This is a genomic window from Rhodococcus sovatensis, from assembly GCF_037327425.1.
Lineage (GTDB): Bacteria > Actinomycetota > Actinomycetes > Mycobacteriales > Mycobacteriaceae > Rhodococcoides > Rhodococcoides sovatense.
Genome location: NZ_CP147846.1, coordinates 562,812 through 582,360, shown reverse-complemented (window position 1 = coordinate 582,360; position 19,549 = coordinate 562,812). Strand labels below are relative to the sequence as shown.

Sequence of the window (19,549 nt, the reverse complement as noted above, 5' to 3'; positions counted from 1 at the left end):
TCACACATGAGTTACTGTATGTGCACAGAGAGCAACACTGTTGCACACAGTGCAACACATTCACTCGGAGGCACCCTTTGAGCACTTCAACAACTCGTCCGATGCGCGTACTCGTCAGCGGCGGAGCAGCAGCAGCGATCCTGATCGGATCGGTCACCGGATGTGCGGATCGATCCGGAGGCGGCTCCTCGGAGGAGGACTTCCCCAGCGGGAACATCACCCTGCTCACCCCGACGGCGGCCGGCGGAGCGACCGATCTGACGGCTCGCACCCTGGGCAAACAGATGGAAGCCGACCTCGGCGTCAGTGTCATCGTCGAGAATCGCCCCGGCGGTGCAGGGTCGATCGGCATGCAGTACCTCGCCGACCAGAGCGCGGACGGCTACACCATCGGCGTCCTGCCGGTCGAGGTCAGCTTGCTCGGCCACCAGGGATACTCGATCGACCCTGCGGCGTACGACTTCCTGGGCCAGGTCAACTCTCAACCCGGCACCATCGCAGTCCCGGCGAACAGCCCGTACCGAACACTCGACGACCTCATTGCCGCTGCCAAGGCCGACCCAGGCTCGATCACCGTCTCCAACGCGGGTCCTGGATCCATCTGGGAGGCAGGCGCAGTCGAACTCGGACGAGTAGCGGACGTCCAATTCACCGGGGTACCTTTCGACGGTGGCGCGCCCGCGGTCACCGCCGCGGTCGGGTCGCAGGTCGACGCCGTGGTAGCCGGAATCGGTGAAACCGCACCCGCGCACTCCGACGGTCGCCTACGCGTCCTTGCCGTGTTCACCGAGGAGTCGGCACCTGCCTTACCCGGCGTTCCCACGGCAACCGAACTCGGCCACGACGTCGTGATCGGCAGCTGGGCCGTCATCGCCGCACCAACCGGACTTCCGGACGCCGTGGCCACGCGCCTCGAAGAGTCCATCGAATCCGCCTCCGCCACCGATGAATACATCGATCTCATCGAATCCGGCGGCAATCTTCCCCTGTATCGTTCTGCTGACGAGACCACCACGTTCGTCGGAACCGAATCGGTTCGATTCGAACAGTTGGCGGCCCAGGAATGACCACCCAGGACATCGGAGTGAGCACCGACGACCTGCCCGCAAACGCTCAGCCGAGCGGGAGACGCCCGAACAGCAGGGTGTACGAGGTCGGGATCGGGCTCGCCGTGGTGCTTCTCGGCGCTGCGGTCTACGTCATGACGAATCGAATCGACGTTGCCCGTGAGGGGCAGTCCTTCGGTCCCCGGTGGTGGCCGACGGCTCTGGCGGTATCGATGGTCGTGATCGGGATGATTCTGATCGTGCAGGCAGTGATCAGTCGCATCGTCTCGGACGAACCGCCCATCACGAAATCCGGGACGTTCGCACTCGCAGCAACGTTGGCTCTCATCGCGGTGTACGGAATTGCGTGGCAGTACTTCGACTTCCGCGTCGTGACGGTGGTGTTGTTGGCCGGGCTCACTGCGATATCCGGAGGCCGTGGCATCAAGGCGCTCGCCGTGTTCCCAGTGATCACCACGGTGATCCTGTGGGCGATATTCGGTCTGCTCTTGCAGGTACCGCTGTGAACGCGGTTACCGAAGGGTTGAGCGCGCTCCTCGACCCCAGCATCGGCGTCTGCTTGCTCGTCGGTGTTCTGCTCGGCACACTCGTCGGCGCCGTTCCCGGCATCACCGCGGCAATGGCGGTTGCACTTGCTGCGGGTTTCACCCTGACGCTGGAGCCGCTCCAAGGTCTGTCCGTTCTCCTGTCGATCTACGTCGCAGCACAATTCGGCGATCGTGTTCCGTCCATCCTGATCAATACGCCCGGCACCCCGGCCTCGATCGCAACCACGTTCGACGGCTTCCCGATGGCGAAACAGGGCAGAGCCGGAATCGCGCTCACCAGTTCCGCGCTGGTGTCGGCAGTCGGATCCGTCGTCGGAATCTGCATTCTCATCTTCGCCGCTCAACCCATCGCGAGCATCGCGCTTCGGTTCGGGCCCGCCGAGATGTTCGCACTCGTCGTCTTCGGAATGACCATGATGATCGGCGTATCCGGTGGTCGTGTCGTCAAAGGTCTGTTCGCGGGTATTCTCGGGTTGCTCCTGGGTACTGTCGGCCGAGACCCGATCACCGGCGACGGTCGATTCACGTTCGGCCTGAACGAGCTCAGTTCCGGTATCCCGTTCATTGCCGCGATCGTGGGGCTGTTCGGAATCGCCGAGGTGTTCAACCAGATGATCAGCCGCCACCCGACCATCGTCCCTGCGCCGATAACACAGCTCGGAAAGTGGTGGCCGAACCGGGCGGAACGGCGTGAACTGGTCAAGCCGGCACTCATCGGATCCGGAGTGGGCGCGGTGGTCGGTGTCGTACCTGCCGCCGGTGGCGACATTGCCGGTATCGTCTCGTGGGACCAGGCTCGACGTGCATCGAAGACTCCCGAGAAGTTCGGGAAGGGTTCACTCGAAGGTCTCGCCGCTGCGGATACGGCCAGCACCGCAACCATGGGCGGGTCACTCACCACAACACTCGCGCTGGGTGTGCCGGGCGATGCCGTCATGGCTGTGATGATCGGTTCGATGGTCATCTGGGGCCTCCAGCCAGGGCCCGCGTTGTTCGTCGATTCGCCGGACCTCGTCTACAGCCTTGCCGCCATCATGTTGCTTGCAACCTTCGCCGCGCTCGCTCTCGCCCTGGTGCGTATGCGCGGTGTGATCAAACTTCTCGATCTACCCCAGAAGTACTTGTGGGCGGTCATCATCACCTTCTGCATGGTCGGAACGTACGCGGTCCAGAACAGTGCATTCGACGTCGGATTGATGCTTGTATTCGGACTTCTTGGATTGGCACTGCGGCGCAACGGATTTCCAGCAGGACCCCTCGTCCTCGGTCTCATCCTCGGACCGCTTGCCGAGAGCAACATCCGTCGCGCATTCCTGATCGACGGCGCCGCCAGCATCTACACCAGCGGCATCGCCGTTGCGCTCCTGGTGCTCAGTGCACTCGCGGTACTCGGACCGTACATCCGCACGGGTCTGAAGAAGGGTTCGCGGCGAGGAGCCGGGGAGCGAGCCGATGCCTGAGATCCTGTGCATCGGCGAGACCATGACGCTCGTCGCGCCCGTCGATGCGACACCGTTGGCATCAGCCGATCTGTTCACCCTGCACATGGGAGGCGCCGAGTCCACTGTTGCGCTGTATCTCGCAGAACAGGGACACAGCGTCGCCTGGGCCAGCAGCGTGGGGAACGACCCGCTCGGAAAACGCATCGTCGACGAAATCGCGGCACACGGCGTCGACACCAGCCACGTCACGATTCTCGACTCCGCCCCCACTGGGGTCTACTTCAAGGATCCCGACGATGGCGCAACGACGGTTCACTACTACCGGCGCGGGTCCGCTGCCTCGCTCATGTCTCCGGCAACGCTCGACGGGTTGCCGCTGCGCGAGGTGTCCATCGTGCATGTTTCCGGAATCAACGCAGGTTTGTCCGACTCCTGCGCGGCGATGATGACTGCGTTGTTCGACCTCTGCGAGGGATCACCGACGCGAATATCCTTCGACGTCAACTACCGACGAGGTGTGTGGGAAGTCGAACGCGCGTCGCCGATACTGCTCGACCTCGCTCGGCGAGCCGACATCACGTTCGTCGGGCGCGACGAAGCTGCCGCGCTGTGGGGTACCACCGACGCACACTCGATCGCGGCGCTGATCGGGACCGAACATCGCCGGGCAGGCACGTTGGTGGTCAAGGACGGCGACGTCGGCGCCACCGAGTTCACCTCGTCCGGAACAGTGTTCGTTGCGGCGCACACGGTCGATGTGGTCGAAGTCGTCGGTGCCGGCGACGCGTTCGCCGCGGGATACCTATCGGGGTTGTCGAGCGGCAAGGATGCCCACGGACGCCTGTCGATGGGGCACGATCTAGCAGCACGGGCGTTGTCGAGCACCAACGACTTCGTCCCAGCCGCCGGCCTCGACGCATGATCGAGCCGACCCCACTTCCGAAGGAGCATTCGAGTGTCGCAGAGCGTGGAACGCGCCGTCGAGATCTTGGAGTTCGTCGCCCTGGCGCCGAGGACTCAGAGCGAAGTCGCCGCTCACCTCGATGTTCACCGGTCTACGGCTCTGCGTGTGCTGCAGACGCTGACCGACTACGGCTTGACGCGAAAGCGTGAGGACGGGAAATACAGTGTGGGGTACCGGCTCGCCGGGCTCGCCAACGCGGCACGGGAACAGTTCGACTTCGCCAACGTGGCCCGTCCCTACCTCGTCCGCCTGGGTGAACAATGCTCGCACACTATTCACCTGGCAGCGCTCGAGGGACGGCGAATCATCTACGTCGACAAGATCGAACAGCCGGGAATGATCAAACTGTTCTCCCAGATCGGCGCATCGGTCTGTCTGCACACTGCGGGTGTCAGCAAGGCGATTCTCGCCTTCCAGACCCAGGATGTCGTCGACTCCGTCATGGCTGCTGCTGATTTCGAGAAGCACACGTCGACGACGATCACTTCGCGCAGTCGCTTCGATGCCGAACTAGCCGTCGTCGCCGAACGTGGTTGGTCCGTCGACGATGCAGAGTACGAGGACTACGTCAACTGCATCGCCATGCCTGTGCGCGACGCCAGCAATCGCGTCGTCGCCGCTGTGTCTGTCACTTCTCTCAAGGGTCGCGCCGACCTCGCGGCCCTCGAATCACTACTGCCCGATCTACGTGCAGTAACCGACAACGTTTCGAAGGAGCTCGGATGGAGACCATGAACGCGTGGTTCGACGAGGCATTCACTTCGGTACCGGTGATGGCGATTTTGCGCGGATTCTCCCCCGCCCGAACCGTCGAACTCGCCCACCGTGGGTGGGACGCAGGCATCACCTGTATCGAAGTACCCATTCAAACTCCGGCCGCTGTTGCGGCTTTGGTCGCCGTAGCCGAAGCCGCAACGGATCGCGGCATGACAGTTGGCGCCGGAACGGTCGTGACAACGGAACTCGTTGCCATTGCCCATGCATCGGGTGCATCGTTCACCGTTGCACCCGGCTTCGATCCTGTTGTCGCACAGGCGAGTGTGGACGCGGGGATGCCACATCTACCCGGCGTCGCCACCGGAACCGATGTTCAGAATGCGGCCGCGTTCGGACTGGGCTGGGTGAAGGCCTTCCCCGCATCGGTGCTCGGCGCAGCCTGGTTCGCGGCGATGAAGGGCCCGTTCCCCGAGCTGCGATTCGTCGCGACCGGTGGCATGAACGCCCGCAATGCGCCCGATTATCTCGGAGCAGGCGCTGATGTCGTCGCTGTCGGATCGGCGCTCGAAGACGATTCCCAGATCGAACTGCTCACCGACCTTTTCGTATCTCGATAGGAGCCTCACCCGCATGCATTCTCATCTCACCGACACCTACACCCCGGCCCCGACTCGGTACGACACGATGGAGTATCGGCCCGTCGGCAACTCCGGCCTTCTACTTCCCGGCGTCTCACTCGGAATGTGGCACAACTTCGGCGACGACACCCCCATCCAGAACCAGCGTGAGATCATCCGCGCTGCATTCGATCTCGGCATCACCCATTTCGATCTGGCCAACGGCTACGGCCCTCCGTTGGGCTCGGCCGAGAAGAACGTCGGGCGTGTCCTCGCCGAAGACTTCGCGAATCTCCGCGACGAGATCGTGGTCTCGACCAAAGCGGGCTACGATTTCTTCCCCGGCCCATACGGACGCGGAGGCGGGGCGAAGTACATGCTCGGAAGCCTCGATCACTCACTCACCAGTACACGACTCGACTACGTCGACATCTTCTACAGCCATCGATACGATCCGAATACCCCGCTCGAAGAAACCGCACGCGCACTCGACTCGGCGGTCCGCTCCGGAAAGGCACGCTACGCCGGGATCTCGTCGTATTCCGCCGCCCGTACCCTCGAAATCGCACGGCTCATGCGGGAACTCGGAACTCCGCTGGCAATCCACCAACCGTCGTACTCGTTGCTCAATCGGTGGGTCGAAGACGGCGAGCCGTCCTTACTGCGCACCTTGGCCGACGAGGGCATCGGCTGCATTGCGTTCTCGGCACTCGCTCAAGGTCTGCTGACCACGAAGTACTTGAACGGCATTCCCGAAGGGTCACGTGCAACTCAGGGAAAGACGCTGCGCGACGGCATGCTCTCGGAGAGAAACCTGCACAATGTCGCCGCACTGAACAAGATCGCCGAGCGTCGCGGACAACCGCTCGCTCAGATGGCGCTCGCCTGGGTTCTCCGGAAGCCACAGATCTCGTCGGTGCTCGTCGGTGCGTCGCGCCCGAGCCAGTTGGCAGACAGCGTGCTCGCCATGCAGAGCCCAGAATTCACGACGGACGAACTGGCTGAGATCGACGAGTTCGCCGTCGACGGAGAGCTGAACATCTGGCTCGCTTCCTCGACCGCATGAGCACCCCGGGTCTGGACGCGGTAACCGCCGACGAGCAGGCCGTCCGTCTCCGCAGGTTCGACTACGACGACGCCTGGGCCCTCGGATGCCGGATGCGCGAGGCCGCAGTGTTCCGGAGTTTGCCGCTGGTCATCGGTATCGTGCACGGCGATCAGCGTGCTTTCCATGCGGCGTTGCCCGGTTCGTATCCGGAGAACGACCACTGGCTGTCCCGAAAGTTGGGATCTGCCAGACGATACGGACGAAGCTCGATGGGTGTGCACGAGTTCTTCGTTGCCACGGGCCGTGACTTCGACACCCAGTCGCACCTTCCGACCGAGCAGTTCACCGCAGCCGGAGGGGTCGTGCCGATCGTCGTGACGGGCGTCGGGATAGTGGGATACGTCGGGGTCTCCGGGCTCCCGCATCGCGACGACCACGCCTTCGTCATGGAGCAATTGAGGTCGTTCGCCGCACTCGTCTGACGCCCTGGGTAAGACTGGTCATCGCTGAGCTACCCCGGCGTTGGGGGCCTGTACGACTCCGTTGTAGCCACCCACCTTGCGCCCGAACGACCACTCCCCGTCGTTTCCGCACACCAGCACACCGTTTCGATCGCCTGGATGGGCGTAGGTGACCGTCTCGTTGCCGTTGGAATCGGTGTTGACGATGGGGCATCCCCTACCCGGTCCGTTGACCGGATCGATCGGTTCGGCGTGCGCGAGCGATGCACCTGCGCCCGTCACGAAGGCTGCGGCTGCGAGTGTGGCGGTGATTCGGCGAATGTTCATGGGGTGATCTCCTTTGGTCTGCTCTGCTGGACAAGAACAACTTTCGTCGAACCCGGCCGTGTTCGATACCGACCCCAGGGGTGGACCTACCCCACCCCCTGCGGCACGATCGTCGTATGAAGTCGATTGCTCGCGTGCTACTCGGAGCGTTCCTCGTGTTCGCGGGCCTCAGCCACCTGTTCTGGGCTCGCTCGGAGTTTCAGGCTCAGGTACCTACGTGGCTGCCGCTCGATGCAGACTTCGTGGTCCTCGCCTCGGGCGTCATCGAGGTCCTTCTAGGTCTGGCGCTGATCGTCCTCGTTCGCCTCTCGGTGTTGACGGGGTGGATCGTCGCCGCGTTCTTCGTCGCGGTATTTCCCGGCAACATCGCTCAATTTCTGACTCACACAGACGCATTCGGACTGGACACCGATGTGAGCCGGGGCATCCGACTCCTATTCCAGCCGCTGTTGATCGCATGGGCACTGTGGTGCACGGACGCCTGGCGAACGTGGCGCTCCCGATCGAGCGCGGTGTAGCGTTTCCCTCATGACGTCGTGGCAGGAAACCGAGTCCGTCGATCTGATGCTCGACGACCTCGAGACCTGGGCCATCGTCGGCCTGTCCGGCAATCCGGATCGAACGGCGTACGAGATCGCAGCCCTGTTGCAGAAACGCGGCAAGCGCATCGTTCCTATTCACCCGAGTGCGCCGACCGTGCTCGGGGAACAGGGCTACGCGACCCTTGCCGACGTTCCGTTCCCCATAGATGTCGTCGATGTGTTCCGAAAATCGGACTCGGCCGGGCAGTTCGCTGACGAGGCAGTTGCCGTCGGCGCGAAGGCGGTCTGGTTCCAGTTGGGTGTGATCGACGAGGCAGCGTTCGAGCGAACTATCGCCGCAGGCGTACCCATGGTGATGGACACCTGCCCGGCCATCGAGTGGCGTCGACGCTAGTTCTGTCGGACCCGCTTGCCACGCGCCTCGACAGTGCGGTCAGTATGGAGTGAACAGAACTCATTACTTGGACCAAGCAACGAGGTAGTGCCATGAGCGACGCAGCCCCGATCGGCGATGGAATCTTCCAGATTCCGGTTCCCATCACCGACAACCCGCTGGGTCACACGCTCGTCTACGCCATGGAGTCCCCCGGCGGACTCGTTCTCGTCGATGCCGGATGGGACGACGAGAACGCGTGGAACGGCCTGACCACTGGATTGGAAGCGATCGGACATTCGATTTCCGACGTCGAGGGCGTGGTTCTGACGCACTTCCATCCTGACCACGTCGGGCTGTGTGGTCGTGTTCGCGAAGCGTCCGGAGCATGGATCGCCATGCATGAGGCCGATTACGCCCAGTTCGAGGGAATGACCGCGCCGAGAGACGAGCAGTGGCTCGAATGGCAGCAGGTGAACATGAGGGCCGCAGGGGCGCCCGAGGACGACATCGAGGCCTTGAATCATGTCGACCTCCGCGCACCCACAGGTCCCGACTCCGCGCCCGACCGAGTTCTCGTCGACGGCGAGAGCGTCGCGCTGACCGGCCGCGCACTGCGCGTGGTGTACACACCGGGACATACCCCAGGACATGTGTGCTTCCATCTGCCCGACTCGGACATCATGTTCACCGGAGACCACGTCCTGCAGAAGACGACACCACACGTCGGCAACTTCGTCTATCCCCTGGAAGAACGTGATGCGCTGGCGGAGTTCATGGACTCGCTACGTCGCGTGCAGTCCATGAACGTCACGCGTGGGCTCGGCGCCCACGGACTCCCGATCGACGACGTGGCCGGCCGCGCCGGAGAGCTCGTCGAACATCACGGCGAACGGCTCGATCATCTGTACGACGCCTTCGGTGAGGACCAGATCACCGTCTGGCAGGTTGCAGCGCGGATGAAGTGGTACAAGCCGTGGGCAGCGATTTCTCCGATGGGGAAGACGATGGCACTGTCCGAGGCGGCTGCGCACCTCCGGCATCTAGAGCGTGTCTCCCAAATTTGAGAGGTGCTGTCAGCGATGATATTTCGATGACGCGCGTGGGAGTGATCAGTGACGAGTTCTGGGAGATCGTCGAGCCAGTGATACCCACCGACGTGGGAAAACGTGGGCGGCGGTTCGCCGAGCACCGGCGAATTCTGGAGGGCATCGCATACCGATTCCGTACCGGGTGTCCGTGGCGAGATCTGCCGGAGGACTTCGGTCCGTGGCAGACGGTGTGGAAACGCCACCACCGATGGTCCTTCGATGGCACCTACGACGAGATGCTTGCCGCGGTGGCCGAGGTGTTCGGTCTCGACCCGGAAGAACTCGACGGCGATATCGGGGCGGTGCTCTCGATCGACTCGACCAGCGTCCGGGCGCATCAGCATGCGGCCGGTGCGCGAGCCGACACTCTCACAGGGGGCCTTGTCGAATTACAAGAAATCCGTCGACGAACCCGCTGACCACGCGTTGGGTCGATCTCGCGGAGGATTCACCACGAAGATCCATGCACTGACCGACCTGACGTGCTCGCCGGTGACGATGCTGCTGACCGGTGGGCAAGCCGGGGACAATCCACAGTTGGTGCCGTTGCTCGATGCCCACCGAGCTGCCGGTGGGGACCAGGACTACCGATTGCTCGCCGACAAGGCGTACACCCATCCCAGTACCCGCACCGAACTGCGTCGCCGCAAGATCAAACACACCATTCCCGAGCGCAGCGACCAGAAGCAGCGACGGGCCGACAAGGGGTCCGCCGGTGGTCGTCCACCGGGTTTCGATCCGACGATGTACAAGCACCGCAACACCGTCGAGCGTGGCTTCGGGCGGCTCAAACAGTGGCGTGGTGTGGCCACTCGATATGACAAGTACGCCATGACATTCCTCGGGGGCGTTGTCCTGTGCGCGGCAGTTCTGCACTCCCGCAACCACAACCACCGCCCGGCGATGAAAACGAAAACGGACCCAATTTAAGAGACACGCTCTAGGCACGGCGGCGTCCGGACCGGCGACCCTGTTCAGGACATGCGGAGAATCAAAGGATGGGTGCATGGCCAACACGGACAATGCGCTCAGCAAGGACAGTCCCACCACAAAGCAGACGATCGTCGGCGTCGATGGCTCGGTACCCTCGGAGGTCGCGGTCAGATGGGCTGCTGCCGACGCTGCCCTGCACGGAACACCACTGACGCTCCTCTACGCAGGAGTGGTGTCCGGCGGAACACTATCGAGCACACCACGTCTCAGCGGAGGCGCATCGAGTGCACACGCCCGATCCGCCATGGCGACCGCGCAGACCGTCGCCCAGTCCGTGGCCGGGGACTCCCTGTCTGTCCAGACTGTTCTAGTGTCGAATCCGCCCGCCGAGGCGCTCATCGATGGCGGATCGAATGCTCGGCTTATCGTGCTCGGTACACGCGGCCTGGGAGGAATTGCGCGCGCGGTTCTCGGCTCGGTCAGTAGTGCGGTAGCGGCGAGGGCCGTGTGTCCGGTTGCGATCGTTCCAGAGCATTTCGACACCACCCAGGTCGGTACCGATTCCGCACCCGTAGTCGTCGGGCTCGACCATTCGCCGCACGATGATTCGGTTCTCGCTGTCGCTTTCGAACAGGCGTCACGTCGCCATGTGGGCCTGCGCATGGTCCACGCCTTCACGGCCCTGAATCCAGGCACGTCTTTCGGCGACTTCGTGCAGTGGGGGCCTCATTTGGATCCTGCCGGCGCTGCAAGACTCTGGTTGAACCACGTAGCCGCAGCGTGGCGGAAAGAGTATCCGGCGGTATCGGTTTCAACGTCTGCAATCGAGGACTATCCATCGCGAACTCTTCTCGAAATGGCTGCCGATGCTCAGTTGATCGTCGTCGGGTCACGCAGCCGCGGTGCAATTTCGCCGCTGTTCATGGGGTCGACCAGTCGCGCAATCCTTCATCGTGCCGAAATCCCGACGATCATCGTTCCGGCGAACGATGATCACCTCCGGTGAATGGACAGTACATTCGATATCGGTCGTCGCGGAGTCTGTTTGGGGCCCCCGCCGGCCGGTGGGGTGCCGATCCGTACCAGGATTTGCGGAACACCACTGTCGGGTGCCAGTGATTCGACCAGCGCCCGGCTGCCGGACTGTTCTGTCAAGTGAGTCAAGGGGCACGTCGCGAGTCCCCGTGCTGCGGATTCGAGCAGTAGCGGCGACAGGGCTCGACCCGCCCTCAACCAGTCGACACGGTGATCGCCCACGGTACTGAGCAGAACCACGCTGGATTCGTCGATCGTATCGACCGACCGTTCGTGAAGTCCGACTCCCCGCGGTTCCGGAAATTGGCGCCCCAGCTGAACGTTCGACGACTCGGACCGATCTGCCAACGCACTGGACGGTATTCCTCCCGATGCAACCACATGTCCCGCCCACCAGCGGATCTCGGCCTGGTAGGTTGCGTCGTACTTTCGGATTCCTGCACTCAGTCTGGATGCTGTGGCCAGGGTTTCACGTGCATCAAGTGAAAGGACCGTGAGCGTGACGCCATGACTGTCCGCAGCTCGTTGCATGTTCGGCGTCAGGACACTGCCATCTGTAACCGACCCGAATGGCCGGCGATCGGACCGCCTGCGGTTGATCGCGGTCAAGAGGTCGAACTCGTGTGACTGCGGATGCGCACCGTGGACGAAGCGAACACGCGCGAGGTGATCGGGAGTGCCGGGGTAGGGCAGTTCTCCCACCTCGGTGGACCATCGAAATGTCGCCGCCGCTGTGCTGAGATGATCCAGGGCGGCCCCGCAACTGATCACCATCTGGCGCCCCAAGGGATCGATAGAGTCCAGCAGACGCGTTCGGTCCGTGTACAAGTTCAGATAGCCGTCCGAGTACACCCACTTCCAGGGCTGACTGTTGTGAACCGACGGCGCTCGGCACGCAAGCTCTACAAGCATCTCCACTACCGCCGACTCTGGCTGAACGTTCATTGTCACTCCTCGACGTTTCCACTGCGAAAGCAATGCTGACGCCAGTGTTGTCGCCGACCTCCGTCGACGACAGGGCCCTACGTCCTATAAAACACGAGCACTTCGGCAACGGTGTCCAGGCGGAAAACGACCGTATGCTGACAGCACGAGCGTTATGAAGGAGTCGCGGTGATCACTGTATTTCTGGTCGACGACCACGAGATCGTCCGTCGAGGTCTGATCGATCTCATCGAGTCCGACCCCGAACTGTCCGTAGTCGGAGAGGCAGGCACGGTCAGCAATGCGCTCGCTCGCATACCTGCATTGCGCCCCGATGTCGCGGTCCTGGACGTGCAACTACCTGATGGAAACGGCGTCGAACTGTGCCGTGAGTTGATGTCGCGCATGCCGGAGCTGCGTTGCCTGATACTGACCTCGTTCACCGAAGACCAAGCAATGCTCGACGCCATTCTCGCCGGCGCGATGGGCTATATCGTCAAGGACATCAAGGGTATGGACTTGACTCAAGCGATCAAAGACGTCGGGCTGGGCCGATCCCTGCTCGACAATCGCGCGGCCGCGGCGCTCATGCGGAAGCTGCGGTCCGACGACGACAAGGCCGTCACCGGACCGCTCGCATCGCTGACCGAGCAAGAGCGCAAGCTCCTTGCGCTTCTCGGAGAAGGGTTGACCAACCGGCAGATCGCCGAGCGCATGTTCCTCGCCGAGAAGACGGTGAAGAACTATGTTTCTCGTCTGTTGGCGAAACTCGGCATGGAGCGTCGAACGCAAGCCGCTGTCTACGCTTCCAAACTGGAAGGATGATCGGGTTCCGTCGCACCCTCCCAATACACCGCGCATACTGTCGGTGTGGTCGGAAATCAATTTGATAGCGGCAAGACCTTCACCGGCGAGTTGAGCGGCACACTATCCCAACTGCGCCTCCGAGAGCTGTTGTCGGAGGTCCAGGAGCGGCTTGGCAAAATCGTAGATGCGCGCGAGCAAATCGACGGTCTACTTCACTCCATGTTGGTGATCTCCGAGGGGTTGGACCTCGAGGAAACTCTGCGGTCTATCGTCGTCTCCGCCGTCGAACTCGTCGACGCTCGCTACGGCGCTTTGGGTGTACGCGGACACAACCAAGAACTGAGTTCGTTCATATTTCACGGGATCGATGACACAACCGCCGATGAAATCGGGCCACTACCTACCGGGGGTGGTGTGCTGGGGCTGTTGATCGACGAACCGCGAGCGATCCGTCTCGACAAGCTCTCCGATCATCCGTCATCGATCGGGTTTCCACCTGGACACCCGCCGATGCATTCCTTCCTCGGTGTTCCAGTTCGTGTTCGCGACGCGGTATTCGGAAATCTGTATCTCACCGAGAAGAACAACGGTGAGTCGTTCACCGAGGAAGACGAGGCGGTGATGCAAGCGCTCGCATCCGCTGCCGGTGTCGCAATCGAGAACGCTCGCCTCTACAGCCGGGCGCGTACGCAACAATCCTGGCTGGAGGCCACCCGCGACATCGCAACCGACCTGTTGAGCGGAACCGACACCGAGCAGGTTCTTAATAAAGTCGCCGAGAAGGCCTTACGACTTACTTCTGCCGATCTCGCGTTCATCGCCACCCCGTGCGACGCCGACGCTCGGGCAGAAGACGTCACGGAACTGGTCGTGAAGGTTGTATCCGGGGAACCTGTCGACAGTCCGCGCACTGTGATGGGTAACGTTCTGCCGGTATTCGGATCGACGTCGGGAACCTCGTTTCGGAGCCGGACACCGATCAGGGCCGAGCATCTCGAATTCAATGCCACCGAAGGTTCGGAACTCGAGTACGGCCCTGCGCTCATCTCTCCACTCCGCGCTTCGGATCGAGTCACGGGAGTTCTGGTCGTTCTCCGCCGGATCGACGGCGAGCCCTTCGACGACACCCAACTCGAACTCGTGTCATCGTTCGCCGACCAGGCCGCCGTGACCATGCAAATGGCCCATTCCGCACGCAGACTTCGCGAATTGGATGTGCTTGCCGATCGTGACAGGATTGCACGAGATCTGCACGACCGAGTCATCCAACGAATCTTCGCGGCAGGGCTGTCTCTGCAAAGCACACTTCAGCGCGCAACGGCTCCGGAAATCAAGACGCGGCTCGCAACCACGATCGACGACCTTCAGGACACTGTCCAGGATATCCGCAGCGCAATATTCGACCTGCACTCTCGCGATACCACCACCGACAGTCTACGACGGAGGATCGACAACATCGTCGACGAGATGACCCAGAACTCCGGATTGCGAACGACGTTGCGGGTCACCGGTCCCCTGTCCGTGGTGGATCCGCCACTCGCCGAGCACGCACTGGCGGTGGTGCGCGAAGGAATCAGCAACTGCGTGCGCCACGCTCACGCCACCACCGTCACCCTCGCAATCACCATCGTGGACGATCTCACAGTCGTGATTTCCGACGACGGTGTCGGAATACCCGCCGAAATATCGGCCAGCGGACTCGAGAACTTACGATCGAGAGCTCGAGAGTGTGGCAGGTCCCCGATAGTCGGGCCACCGTGTTCTAGAGCCACGGTGTGATTGATTTCAGTCGATCTCGCAACCCTCGACCGGTTGGTGGTTGTGGGTGCATTGGGCAGCGTACTCGGACGGCGTGAGGTAGCCGAGTGATGAGTGCCGGTGTCGATGGTTGTGGTCGTCTTTGAAGTCCTCGATCACCACCCTCGCTTCGAGAAGGCTCGTCCAGTGATTGCGGTTCAGGCACTCCTTCCGTAGTCGGTTGTTGAACGATTCGATGTGTCCGTTGTTCCACGGCGTCCCCGGCGGGATGTAGGAGATACCGACACGGTCGCGACAGAACTGTTGCAGCACATGCGAAATGAACTCCGGACCGTTGTCCATTCTCAGGACCATCGGCGGTCCGTCCCACAGCGCGAACGTCTTGTCGAGCTCGTCGGTCAGTCGTTGCGCGGTGATCGAGCGCTCCACGATGTTCAACAGGGACTGCCGGGTGTGTTCGTCGATCATCGACGCGATCTTGATCGCTTTCCCATCCACCGTGGAGTCGAACTGAAAATCCATAGCCCACACCACTTTCGGCGCATCGGCTTCGATCTGCGGGCAGGAGCTGATGCCGGCGCGTTTGCGGGGATGATAGATCCGAACCTGCAGACCCTCCTCCTTCCAGAGCCGGTGCACCTTCTTCTTGTTCACCGACATGCCCTGGTCGTGCCTCAGATGCGCCCAGGCGCGACGGAAGCCGTGCAGTGGATGCGAGCCTGCGTATGTCCGCAGCGACGCCCTCAGGGCCGCGTCGGGATCCGCGGGTGTGTCGGCGATCGGTGTTCGTGCGTAGGTGGAGCGGGCAAGCCCAACAGCTTTGCACGCCAGACGTTTCGACAGACTCATGGTGTTGACGAGCATGTCGACGGCGCGGCGCTTGGCGGCTGGGCTCAGAATTTTCCCTTCGCTACCTCCCGCAGTGCGTCCTTCTCCAGCTCGGCCTCGGCGAGCAGGCGTTTGAGCTTGCCGTTCTGCTCGCGCAGCTCCTTGAGTTCCTTCGCGGCATCGGTGTCCATCCCGCCGTACTGACGCCGCCAGTTGTACAACGTCGCCGCCGACACCTCGAGCTCCGCCGCGATCTCCTCTTGCGTCTTGCCTGCAGCGGTCAGCTCATCGGCACGGCGCAGTTTGCGCACGATGTCCTCGGCAGAGTTGCGCTTCCGTCCAGCCATGTTCTCCATCGTCCTATCCGCCCACTTCAGGGGCAACAAGACTCTAAAACGAGATGGCCCCGTTCACCGGGGACACGCCAAGTGTGGCGGACACATGACTATCGAATCCGCCACCGAAGCGGGGGGAACTGTTCTGACGTGGTCTGCACCTCTTACCTGACGGGCATCGACTAGCTTTCGACGGCGGTCACCGGCAACTCATTCCTGAACTGAGTATCTGGAGGCGTGCATATGAATTCGACGTCGACGAGCAGCTTGCGTCCGGCCCAGATCGTGACCAGCCCGATCGACCAGAAGGCCAGCTGTAGCCAACTGAACTCACGTAAAAGGACGGACTGGAGAGAAACACACGATATCGACAGAACACCGGCGAGAAGAACGCTGGATCCTGCTTTTCGATTCGGATGCAATACCCGGTAGGCCGCAACCGACATCGCAGTACCCACCACCATCGCTAGCACGAAGGCTGCCAGGACAGGTATGCCGAGGCCCGCGGATCGACCGAGGCCGGCAAGACCCACGGCCAAGCCGATCGAGCTTGCATATGCCCAAATGGCGGCTGCCGCGCAGAACGAGCCGAGCCACGGACGTCTACACGTCGGGGAGTCTGTCGGGCGTGTTGCGTGGCCGCTCTTCACAGTGCTCGACTCCCATCTCGGTTCCGAGGAACAGAACTCCCCCGTCCATTTACAAGGTCATCGAGACCGGTTCGTGGACCACCTGTTCCAAGTCCTTCGAGCAGCACTCGAGCAGTCGATGCGCGAGATCCGACAACGCTCGCGCGGTGGCAAGCTCGTCGCCGATCTCGGGGACGTTCGGGTCCACGGGACTCTTTCGAGCATGCCCCACACCCGTCAAACAAGTGTCATCCCGCGTCCGAAGTCGTGCCACCGCGCGGGTCTTGTTGTCGTGCTCATCGATGGTCACCTCGACCGACCAGTGGTGTTGTTCCATTGCCTCGTCCTTTCGTGTGCGAACCTCAACTTCGAACGCAGCATTCCTAGATAGGTCTACCGCAGGTTCTCGTTCCGTCACAGAGCATTTCGACCTCGGCGCCCGGGACCTTTGCGCCACGTCCGTGAGTCGGGGACCTTCGGCTCTACCTCGAATGCCGATACCCGGTGTTGACTCGAGGCAGCTACAGAATTTGACTCTCCATCTCCCGAATCGACGCGAGGTATTCCTATGACGACGTCAACGGCTGACACCGCACCTGATGAAACACCTGGCGTCGGCGGACATATCACGACGATCAGCGTCGGACTCGACCGGAGTCCGCACTCGTGGGGAGCACTCGAGTGGGCCACGGACATCGCACATCGAACCGGTGCAAAGATTCGAATCGTTCACGCTGTTCCGCGGCACCGATTGGAAGACATGCAGTCCGGACATCCTCGATCTCGCGTGATCGGCAAACGGTTGTTGAGATCTGCGATGCGCTCCGTGCACAAGAAGGACTCAGCTCTGACAGTCGACACGGTACTGACAGACGATCCGATCACGTCGTACTTGACCACGCTGACCCGCACCGCTGACCTGGCCGTTATCGGAAGTCGGACGTCCGGGCCGGTCAGAGATACGCTGTTCGGGCACCACGCGACGCGAATCGTCGCGAAGTCGAGTTGTCCGGTCGTGGTCTGGCGTGGGCAGTCGGAAACTCGCAGTGATGCTGGACCCGTCGTGCTGGGTATCGACGATTCCGATTCTTCCTCTCGCGCAATCACGCTCGCCTTCTACCTTGCCGATATTCTCGCAACCCCGTTGACGGCAATGCACACGGACGCGCCCGGCCACGGCAGCGTTGTACGCAGTGGGGCCGCACTCGAAGATGATCGTCTCGATTGGTTGCGCGCACGCACGGCGACGGCCGCACAACAGCACCCGTCAGTCGATGTGCACCTGCATTGCCTCGGTTCGACACCCGAACAAGAGCTCCGGCGGGCATCCGCGACGGCCCAACTCGTTGTGATCGGAAGTCACGGTTGCGGTTTGATCAGGGGAACCCTGTGTAGATCCACGGTGCAACAACTGATCCACTCTGCCGGTGGACCACTTCTCATCGTTCCCTGACGCTGATTGACATCGACACCCACCAGCCTCGAATTCACAAACGCCTCAATGCACAATGCCTCAATGCACAACGAGCACGGGGCACTCGGCGTGGTGGACGAGATTCTGGCTCACCGAACCCAACACCGCCCCGGACAACCGGCCGCGGCCACGACTGCCGACCACCAACACCTGGGCCGTCCCCGACAGCGCACGCAGTTCCCGCGCCGCAGACGCGCCGACCGACAAGGCCTGAACGTCGACGGACGGATAGCGTGAACGGTATTCATCGACCATGGACTGCAGCCACTTTCGTTCTGCTTCGCGCAGATGTTTCCAGTCCACTGACGTCGCGTAGTGCAACTCGTCGGCCTCGCTGACTGCGCCGACATGCACTGCAATCAACTCCACTCCCAGAATGTTCGCGAGGTCGAATGCCGCCGCCAGCGCGCGTTTCGAGGAGTCCGAGCCGTCCACCCCCACCACGACGGGCCTCTGTTCGTTCCGCTCAGTGTCTCTCCGGGCCCGCCACACCAGCGTCGGACAAGTCGCCGACTTCACTACGGTCGTCGTGGAACGACCGAAGATGATGTCGCGTACGGGTCCCGACTCCTCCGCACCGAGGATGAGCATCGACGAGTCGGCCGAAACAGAGGCCGCCATTTCCGATGCGGGCAATTCGACGATCCTGCTGTCGACCTCGATGCCGGGTTCGATGTCGCGCACGGACCGGACTACGTCCTGCAGTCGCTGCTCTGCGTCGTGCCGTAGCCGGGAGGGATAGTCGTTCGTTTCTATCGACGCCGCCATCGCGGCACTCCACTGAGGGTCCGGCAGCGGATAAATCAGCCGCAGGCTCGAGTGGGCGAGACGGGCAAGTCTCGCCGCCCACTCGACCAGGCCTGTATCGGCCGGTGAACAGTCGACGATGACCGCGAAACTTCCGTCGATGGCAAATGGTGCGGGCAAGTGTGTCATCAGGAGTCTTTCGTCAGCATCAGTCGATCTGGAGTGTCGTGCAGGAATTCGAAGATGGCATGTAGCCCGATTCGAAGGCGGTCCGCTCTGTCACTGGATCCTCCGCCACCGGAGTGAGGTCGGTGTGACCTCGACGAGTCTGCACGAAGGGCTGCCATGGAACTGCGGCTCCGGTAGATGGCCGAGAACCGTCGGCGGCACTTCGCCGTTCACTGGACGAGCAACACCGTGGACGACGATGCTCGCGCCTCGGCCGGACCGTGCCCCCACGTCGTCGATCTCGATGACGATCGACGTGTCGACGGCAGTCCGGGCAAGCAGAGACCTACCCCGTACGTAGAAGTACATCCGGTTTTCGTCGAGGACGTAGCGCACATAGTCGATCGTGGGACCGGAGTGATCGACGCCGATCACCCGTGCAATGACAGCATTGCGAAGCAGACGCTCCATCTCGGCCTCCCCAGACGGTTCGTCTTGCTCGGCGCAGTCGACCACGAAGCAGCCCAGATCGCGCCGACGATCAACGGTGGTCACGACGGCTTCTCTTACCATTCAGCCGAGCGTGAATGTCGATGATCCGTACCCACGAAACAGACGTCATGGTCTGTGCTGCGGTCATCGAACCTCCACTGTTCGGGCCCTCGAAAATTGGTGCTCGACCCATTGCACCTCTCCCGAGTTCTCGTGGATAGA

General features: G+C 62.2%; 22 protein-coding genes and 1 pseudogene. 16 read left to right on the top strand and 7 right to left on the bottom strand.

The window, feature by feature from the left end:
- Positions 1–77: 77 nt before the first annotated feature.
- From WDS16_RS02760 to WDS16_RS02725, 8 genes are read left to right on the top strand one after another with little or no spacing between them, the layout of a single operon-like run.
- Positions 78–1,067, top strand: a complete 990-nt coding sequence (locus WDS16_RS02760) for a tripartite tricarboxylate transporter substrate binding protein (RefSeq protein ID WP_338890308.1) — start codon at positions 78–80, stop codon at positions 1,065–1,067.
- Positions 1,064–1,573, top strand: a complete 510-nt coding sequence (locus WDS16_RS02755) for a tripartite tricarboxylate transporter TctB family protein (protein WP_338890307.1) — start codon at positions 1,064–1,066, stop codon at positions 1,571–1,573. The genes WDS16_RS02760 and WDS16_RS02755 overlap by 4 nt, the downstream gene beginning before the upstream one ends.
- On the top strand, positions 1,534–3,075 hold the full coding sequence (locus WDS16_RS02750; protein ID WP_338890306.1) for a tripartite tricarboxylate transporter permease: 1,542 nt from the start codon (positions 1,534–1,536) through the stop codon (positions 3,073–3,075). Before WDS16_RS02755 ends, WDS16_RS02750 begins: the two co-directional genes overlap by 40 nt.
- On the top strand, positions 3,068–3,979 hold the full coding sequence (locus WDS16_RS02745; RefSeq protein ID WP_338890304.1) for a sugar kinase: 912 nt from the start codon (positions 3,068–3,070) through the stop codon (positions 3,977–3,979). Before WDS16_RS02750 ends, WDS16_RS02745 begins: the two co-directional genes overlap by 8 nt.
- Positions 3,980–4,012: 33 nt before the next feature.
- Complete coding sequence (locus tag WDS16_RS02740) at positions 4,013–4,756, top strand: IclR family transcriptional regulator (protein WP_338890302.1); 744 nt, start codon at positions 4,013–4,015, stop codon at positions 4,754–4,756.
- A complete protein-coding gene (locus WDS16_RS02735) occupies positions 4,744–5,355 on the top strand; it encodes a bifunctional 4-hydroxy-2-oxoglutarate aldolase/2-dehydro-3-deoxy-phosphogluconate aldolase (protein ID WP_338890301.1) in 612 nt (203 codons plus the stop codon). The genes WDS16_RS02740 and WDS16_RS02735 overlap by 13 nt, the downstream gene beginning before the upstream one ends.
- Before the next feature lie 13 nt (positions 5,356–5,368).
- Positions 5,369–6,421, top strand: coding sequence for an L-glyceraldehyde 3-phosphate reductase (mgrA, locus tag WDS16_RS02730; protein ID WP_338890300.1), 1,053 nt, complete (start codon positions 5,369–5,371; stop codon positions 6,419–6,421).
- The gene (locus WDS16_RS02725) at positions 6,418–6,885 is read left to right on the top strand and encodes a heme-binding protein (RefSeq protein ID WP_338890299.1); all 468 of its coding nucleotides are present in this window, start codon (positions 6,418–6,420) and stop codon (positions 6,883–6,885) included. Before mgrA ends, WDS16_RS02725 begins: the two co-directional genes overlap by 4 nt.
- Positions 6,886–6,903: 18 nt before the next feature.
- Here WDS16_RS02725 and WDS16_RS02720 read toward each other — a convergent pair whose 3' ends face one another.
- A complete protein-coding gene (locus WDS16_RS02720; RefSeq protein WP_338890298.1) occupies positions 6,904–7,191 on the bottom strand; it encodes a hypothetical protein in 288 nt (95 codons plus the stop codon).
- 116 nt (positions 7,192–7,307) lie between these two features.
- Here WDS16_RS02720 and WDS16_RS02715 point away from each other — a divergent pair, with 116 nt between their 5' ends.
- From WDS16_RS02715 to WDS16_RS02695, 5 genes and pseudogenes are all read left to right on the top strand, one after another.
- A complete protein-coding gene (locus WDS16_RS02715) occupies positions 7,308–7,709 on the top strand; it encodes a hypothetical protein (RefSeq protein ID WP_338890296.1) in 402 nt (133 codons plus the stop codon).
- A gap of 10 nt (positions 7,710–7,719) precedes the next feature.
- Positions 7,720–8,127: a CoA-binding protein gene (locus WDS16_RS02710; protein ID WP_338890294.1), complete on the top strand. Its 408-nt coding sequence runs from the start codon at positions 7,720–7,722 to the stop codon at positions 8,125–8,127.
- A 92-nt stretch (positions 8,128–8,219) separates the two neighbouring features.
- On the top strand, positions 8,220–9,173 hold the full coding sequence (locus tag WDS16_RS02705) for an MBL fold metallo-hydrolase (RefSeq protein WP_338890292.1): 954 nt from the start codon (positions 8,220–8,222) through the stop codon (positions 9,171–9,173).
- Positions 9,174–9,199: 26 nt separating this feature from the next.
- A pseudogene (locus WDS16_RS02700) lies at positions 9,200–10,127 on the top strand (IS5 family transposase).
- A gap of 76 nt (positions 10,128–10,203) precedes the next feature.
- Positions 10,204–11,136, top strand: a complete 933-nt coding sequence (locus WDS16_RS02695; protein WP_338890290.1) for a universal stress protein — start codon at positions 10,204–10,206, stop codon at positions 11,134–11,136.
- Here the strand turns inward: WDS16_RS02695 and WDS16_RS02690 are convergent.
- The gene (locus WDS16_RS02690) at positions 11,124–12,110 is read right to left on the bottom strand and encodes an Acg family FMN-binding oxidoreductase (RefSeq protein ID WP_338890288.1); all 987 of its coding nucleotides are present in this window, start codon (positions 12,108–12,110) and stop codon (positions 11,124–11,126) included. The two genes, WDS16_RS02695 and WDS16_RS02690, sit on opposite strands and share 13 nt — an antisense overlap.
- Before the next feature lie 168 nt (positions 12,111–12,278).
- On the opposite strand from WDS16_RS02690, the gene WDS16_RS02685 reads away from it, so the two are divergent.
- Complete coding sequence (locus WDS16_RS02685) at positions 12,279–12,914, top strand: response regulator transcription factor (protein ID WP_338890287.1); 636 nt, start codon at positions 12,279–12,281, stop codon at positions 12,912–12,914.
- Positions 12,915–13,115: 201 nt separating this feature from the next.
- Positions 13,116–14,675, top strand: coding sequence for a GAF domain-containing sensor histidine kinase (locus WDS16_RS02680; RefSeq protein WP_338890286.1), 1,560 nt, complete (start codon positions 13,116–13,118; stop codon positions 14,673–14,675).
- A gap of 6 nt (positions 14,676–14,681) precedes the next feature.
- Here the strand turns inward: WDS16_RS02680 and WDS16_RS02675 are convergent.
- The 3 genes from WDS16_RS02675 to WDS16_RS02665 all read right to left on the bottom strand — a co-directional run bounded on the left by WDS16_RS02675 (position 14,682) and on the right by WDS16_RS02665 (position 16,783).
- A protein-coding gene (locus WDS16_RS02675) for an IS3 family transposase (protein WP_422395690.1) occupies positions 14,682–15,829 on the bottom strand; the annotation gives its coding sequence in 2 pieces (ribosomal slippage) (positions 14,682–15,562 and positions 15,562–15,829; 1,149 coding nt in all).
- Between the two features lie 170 nt (positions 15,830–15,999).
- Positions 16,000–16,356 (bottom strand): hypothetical protein, encoded by a 357-nt coding sequence (locus WDS16_RS02670; RefSeq protein WP_338890285.1) that lies wholly within the window; start codon positions 16,354–16,356, stop codon positions 16,000–16,002.
- A gap of 160 nt (positions 16,357–16,516) precedes the next feature.
- A complete protein-coding gene (locus WDS16_RS02665) occupies positions 16,517–16,783 on the bottom strand; it encodes a DUF1876 domain-containing protein (RefSeq protein WP_338890284.1) in 267 nt (88 codons plus the stop codon).
- A 231-nt stretch (positions 16,784–17,014) separates the two neighbouring features.
- Here WDS16_RS02665 and WDS16_RS02660 point away from each other — a divergent pair, with 231 nt between their 5' ends.
- Complete coding sequence (locus WDS16_RS02660; protein ID WP_338890283.1) at positions 17,015–17,899, top strand: universal stress protein; 885 nt, start codon at positions 17,015–17,017, stop codon at positions 17,897–17,899.
- Between the two features lie 60 nt (positions 17,900–17,959).
- Here WDS16_RS02660 and WDS16_RS02655 read toward each other — a convergent pair whose 3' ends face one another.
- Both WDS16_RS02655 and WDS16_RS02650 read right to left on the bottom strand, forming a co-directional pair.
- Positions 17,960–18,856: a universal stress protein gene (locus tag WDS16_RS02655; RefSeq protein WP_338890281.1), complete on the bottom strand. Its 897-nt coding sequence runs from the start codon at positions 18,854–18,856 to the stop codon at positions 17,960–17,962.
- 90 nt (positions 18,857–18,946) lie between these two features.
- Positions 18,947–19,390: a pyridoxamine 5'-phosphate oxidase family protein gene (locus WDS16_RS02650; protein ID WP_338890279.1), complete on the bottom strand. Its 444-nt coding sequence runs from the start codon at positions 19,388–19,390 to the stop codon at positions 18,947–18,949.
- Positions 19,391–19,549: the final 159 nt, after the last annotated feature.

What these genes read in the sequence shown, in the direction of transcription:
- WDS16_RS02665 (WP_338890284.1), bottom strand. Translation starts at nt 16,783, where the DNA reads ATGGAACAACACCACTGGTCGGTCGAGGTGACCATCGATGAGCACGAC.
- WDS16_RS02680 (WP_338890286.1), top strand. Translation starts at nt 13,116, where the DNA reads ATGTTGGTGATCTCCGAGGGGTTGGACCTCGAGGAAACTCTGCGGTCT.
- WDS16_RS02745 (WP_338890304.1), top strand. Translation starts at nt 3,068, where the DNA reads ATGCCTGAGATCCTGTGCATCGGCGAGACCATGACGCTCGTCGCGCCC.
- WDS16_RS02715 (WP_338890296.1), top strand. Translation starts at nt 7,308, where the DNA reads ATGAAGTCGATTGCTCGCGTGCTACTCGGAGCGTTCCTCGTGTTCGCG.
- WDS16_RS02660 (WP_338890283.1), top strand. Translation starts at nt 17,015, where the DNA reads ATGACGACGTCAACGGCTGACACCGCACCTGATGAAACACCTGGCGTC.
- WDS16_RS02690 (WP_338890288.1), bottom strand. Translation starts at nt 12,110, where the DNA reads ATGAACGTTCAGCCAGAGTCGGCGGTAGTGGAGATGCTTGTAGAGCTT.
- WDS16_RS02705 (WP_338890292.1), top strand. Translation starts at nt 8,220, where the DNA reads ATGAGCGACGCAGCCCCGATCGGCGATGGAATCTTCCAGATTCCGGTT.
- WDS16_RS02720 (WP_338890298.1), bottom strand. Translation starts at nt 7,191, where the DNA reads ATGAACATTCGCCGAATCACCGCCACACTCGCAGCCGCAGCCTTCGTG.
- WDS16_RS02695 (WP_338890290.1), top strand. Translation starts at nt 10,204, where the DNA reads ATGGCCAACACGGACAATGCGCTCAGCAAGGACAGTCCCACCACAAAG.
- WDS16_RS02710 (WP_338890294.1), top strand. Translation starts at nt 7,720, where the DNA reads ATGACGTCGTGGCAGGAAACCGAGTCCGTCGATCTGATGCTCGACGAC.
- WDS16_RS02735 (WP_338890301.1), top strand. Translation starts at nt 4,744, where the DNA reads ATGGAGACCATGAACGCGTGGTTCGACGAGGCATTCACTTCGGTACCG.
- WDS16_RS02725 (WP_338890299.1), top strand. Translation starts at nt 6,418, where the DNA reads ATGAGCACCCCGGGTCTGGACGCGGTAACCGCCGACGAGCAGGCCGTC.
- mgrA (WP_338890300.1), top strand. Translation starts at nt 5,369, where the DNA reads ATGCATTCTCATCTCACCGACACCTACACCCCGGCCCCGACTCGGTAC.
- WDS16_RS02655 (WP_338890281.1), bottom strand. Translation starts at nt 18,856, where the DNA reads ATGACACACTTGCCCGCACCATTTGCCATCGACGGAAGTTTCGCGGTC.
- WDS16_RS02755 (WP_338890307.1), top strand. Translation starts at nt 1,064, where the DNA reads ATGACCACCCAGGACATCGGAGTGAGCACCGACGACCTGCCCGCAAAC.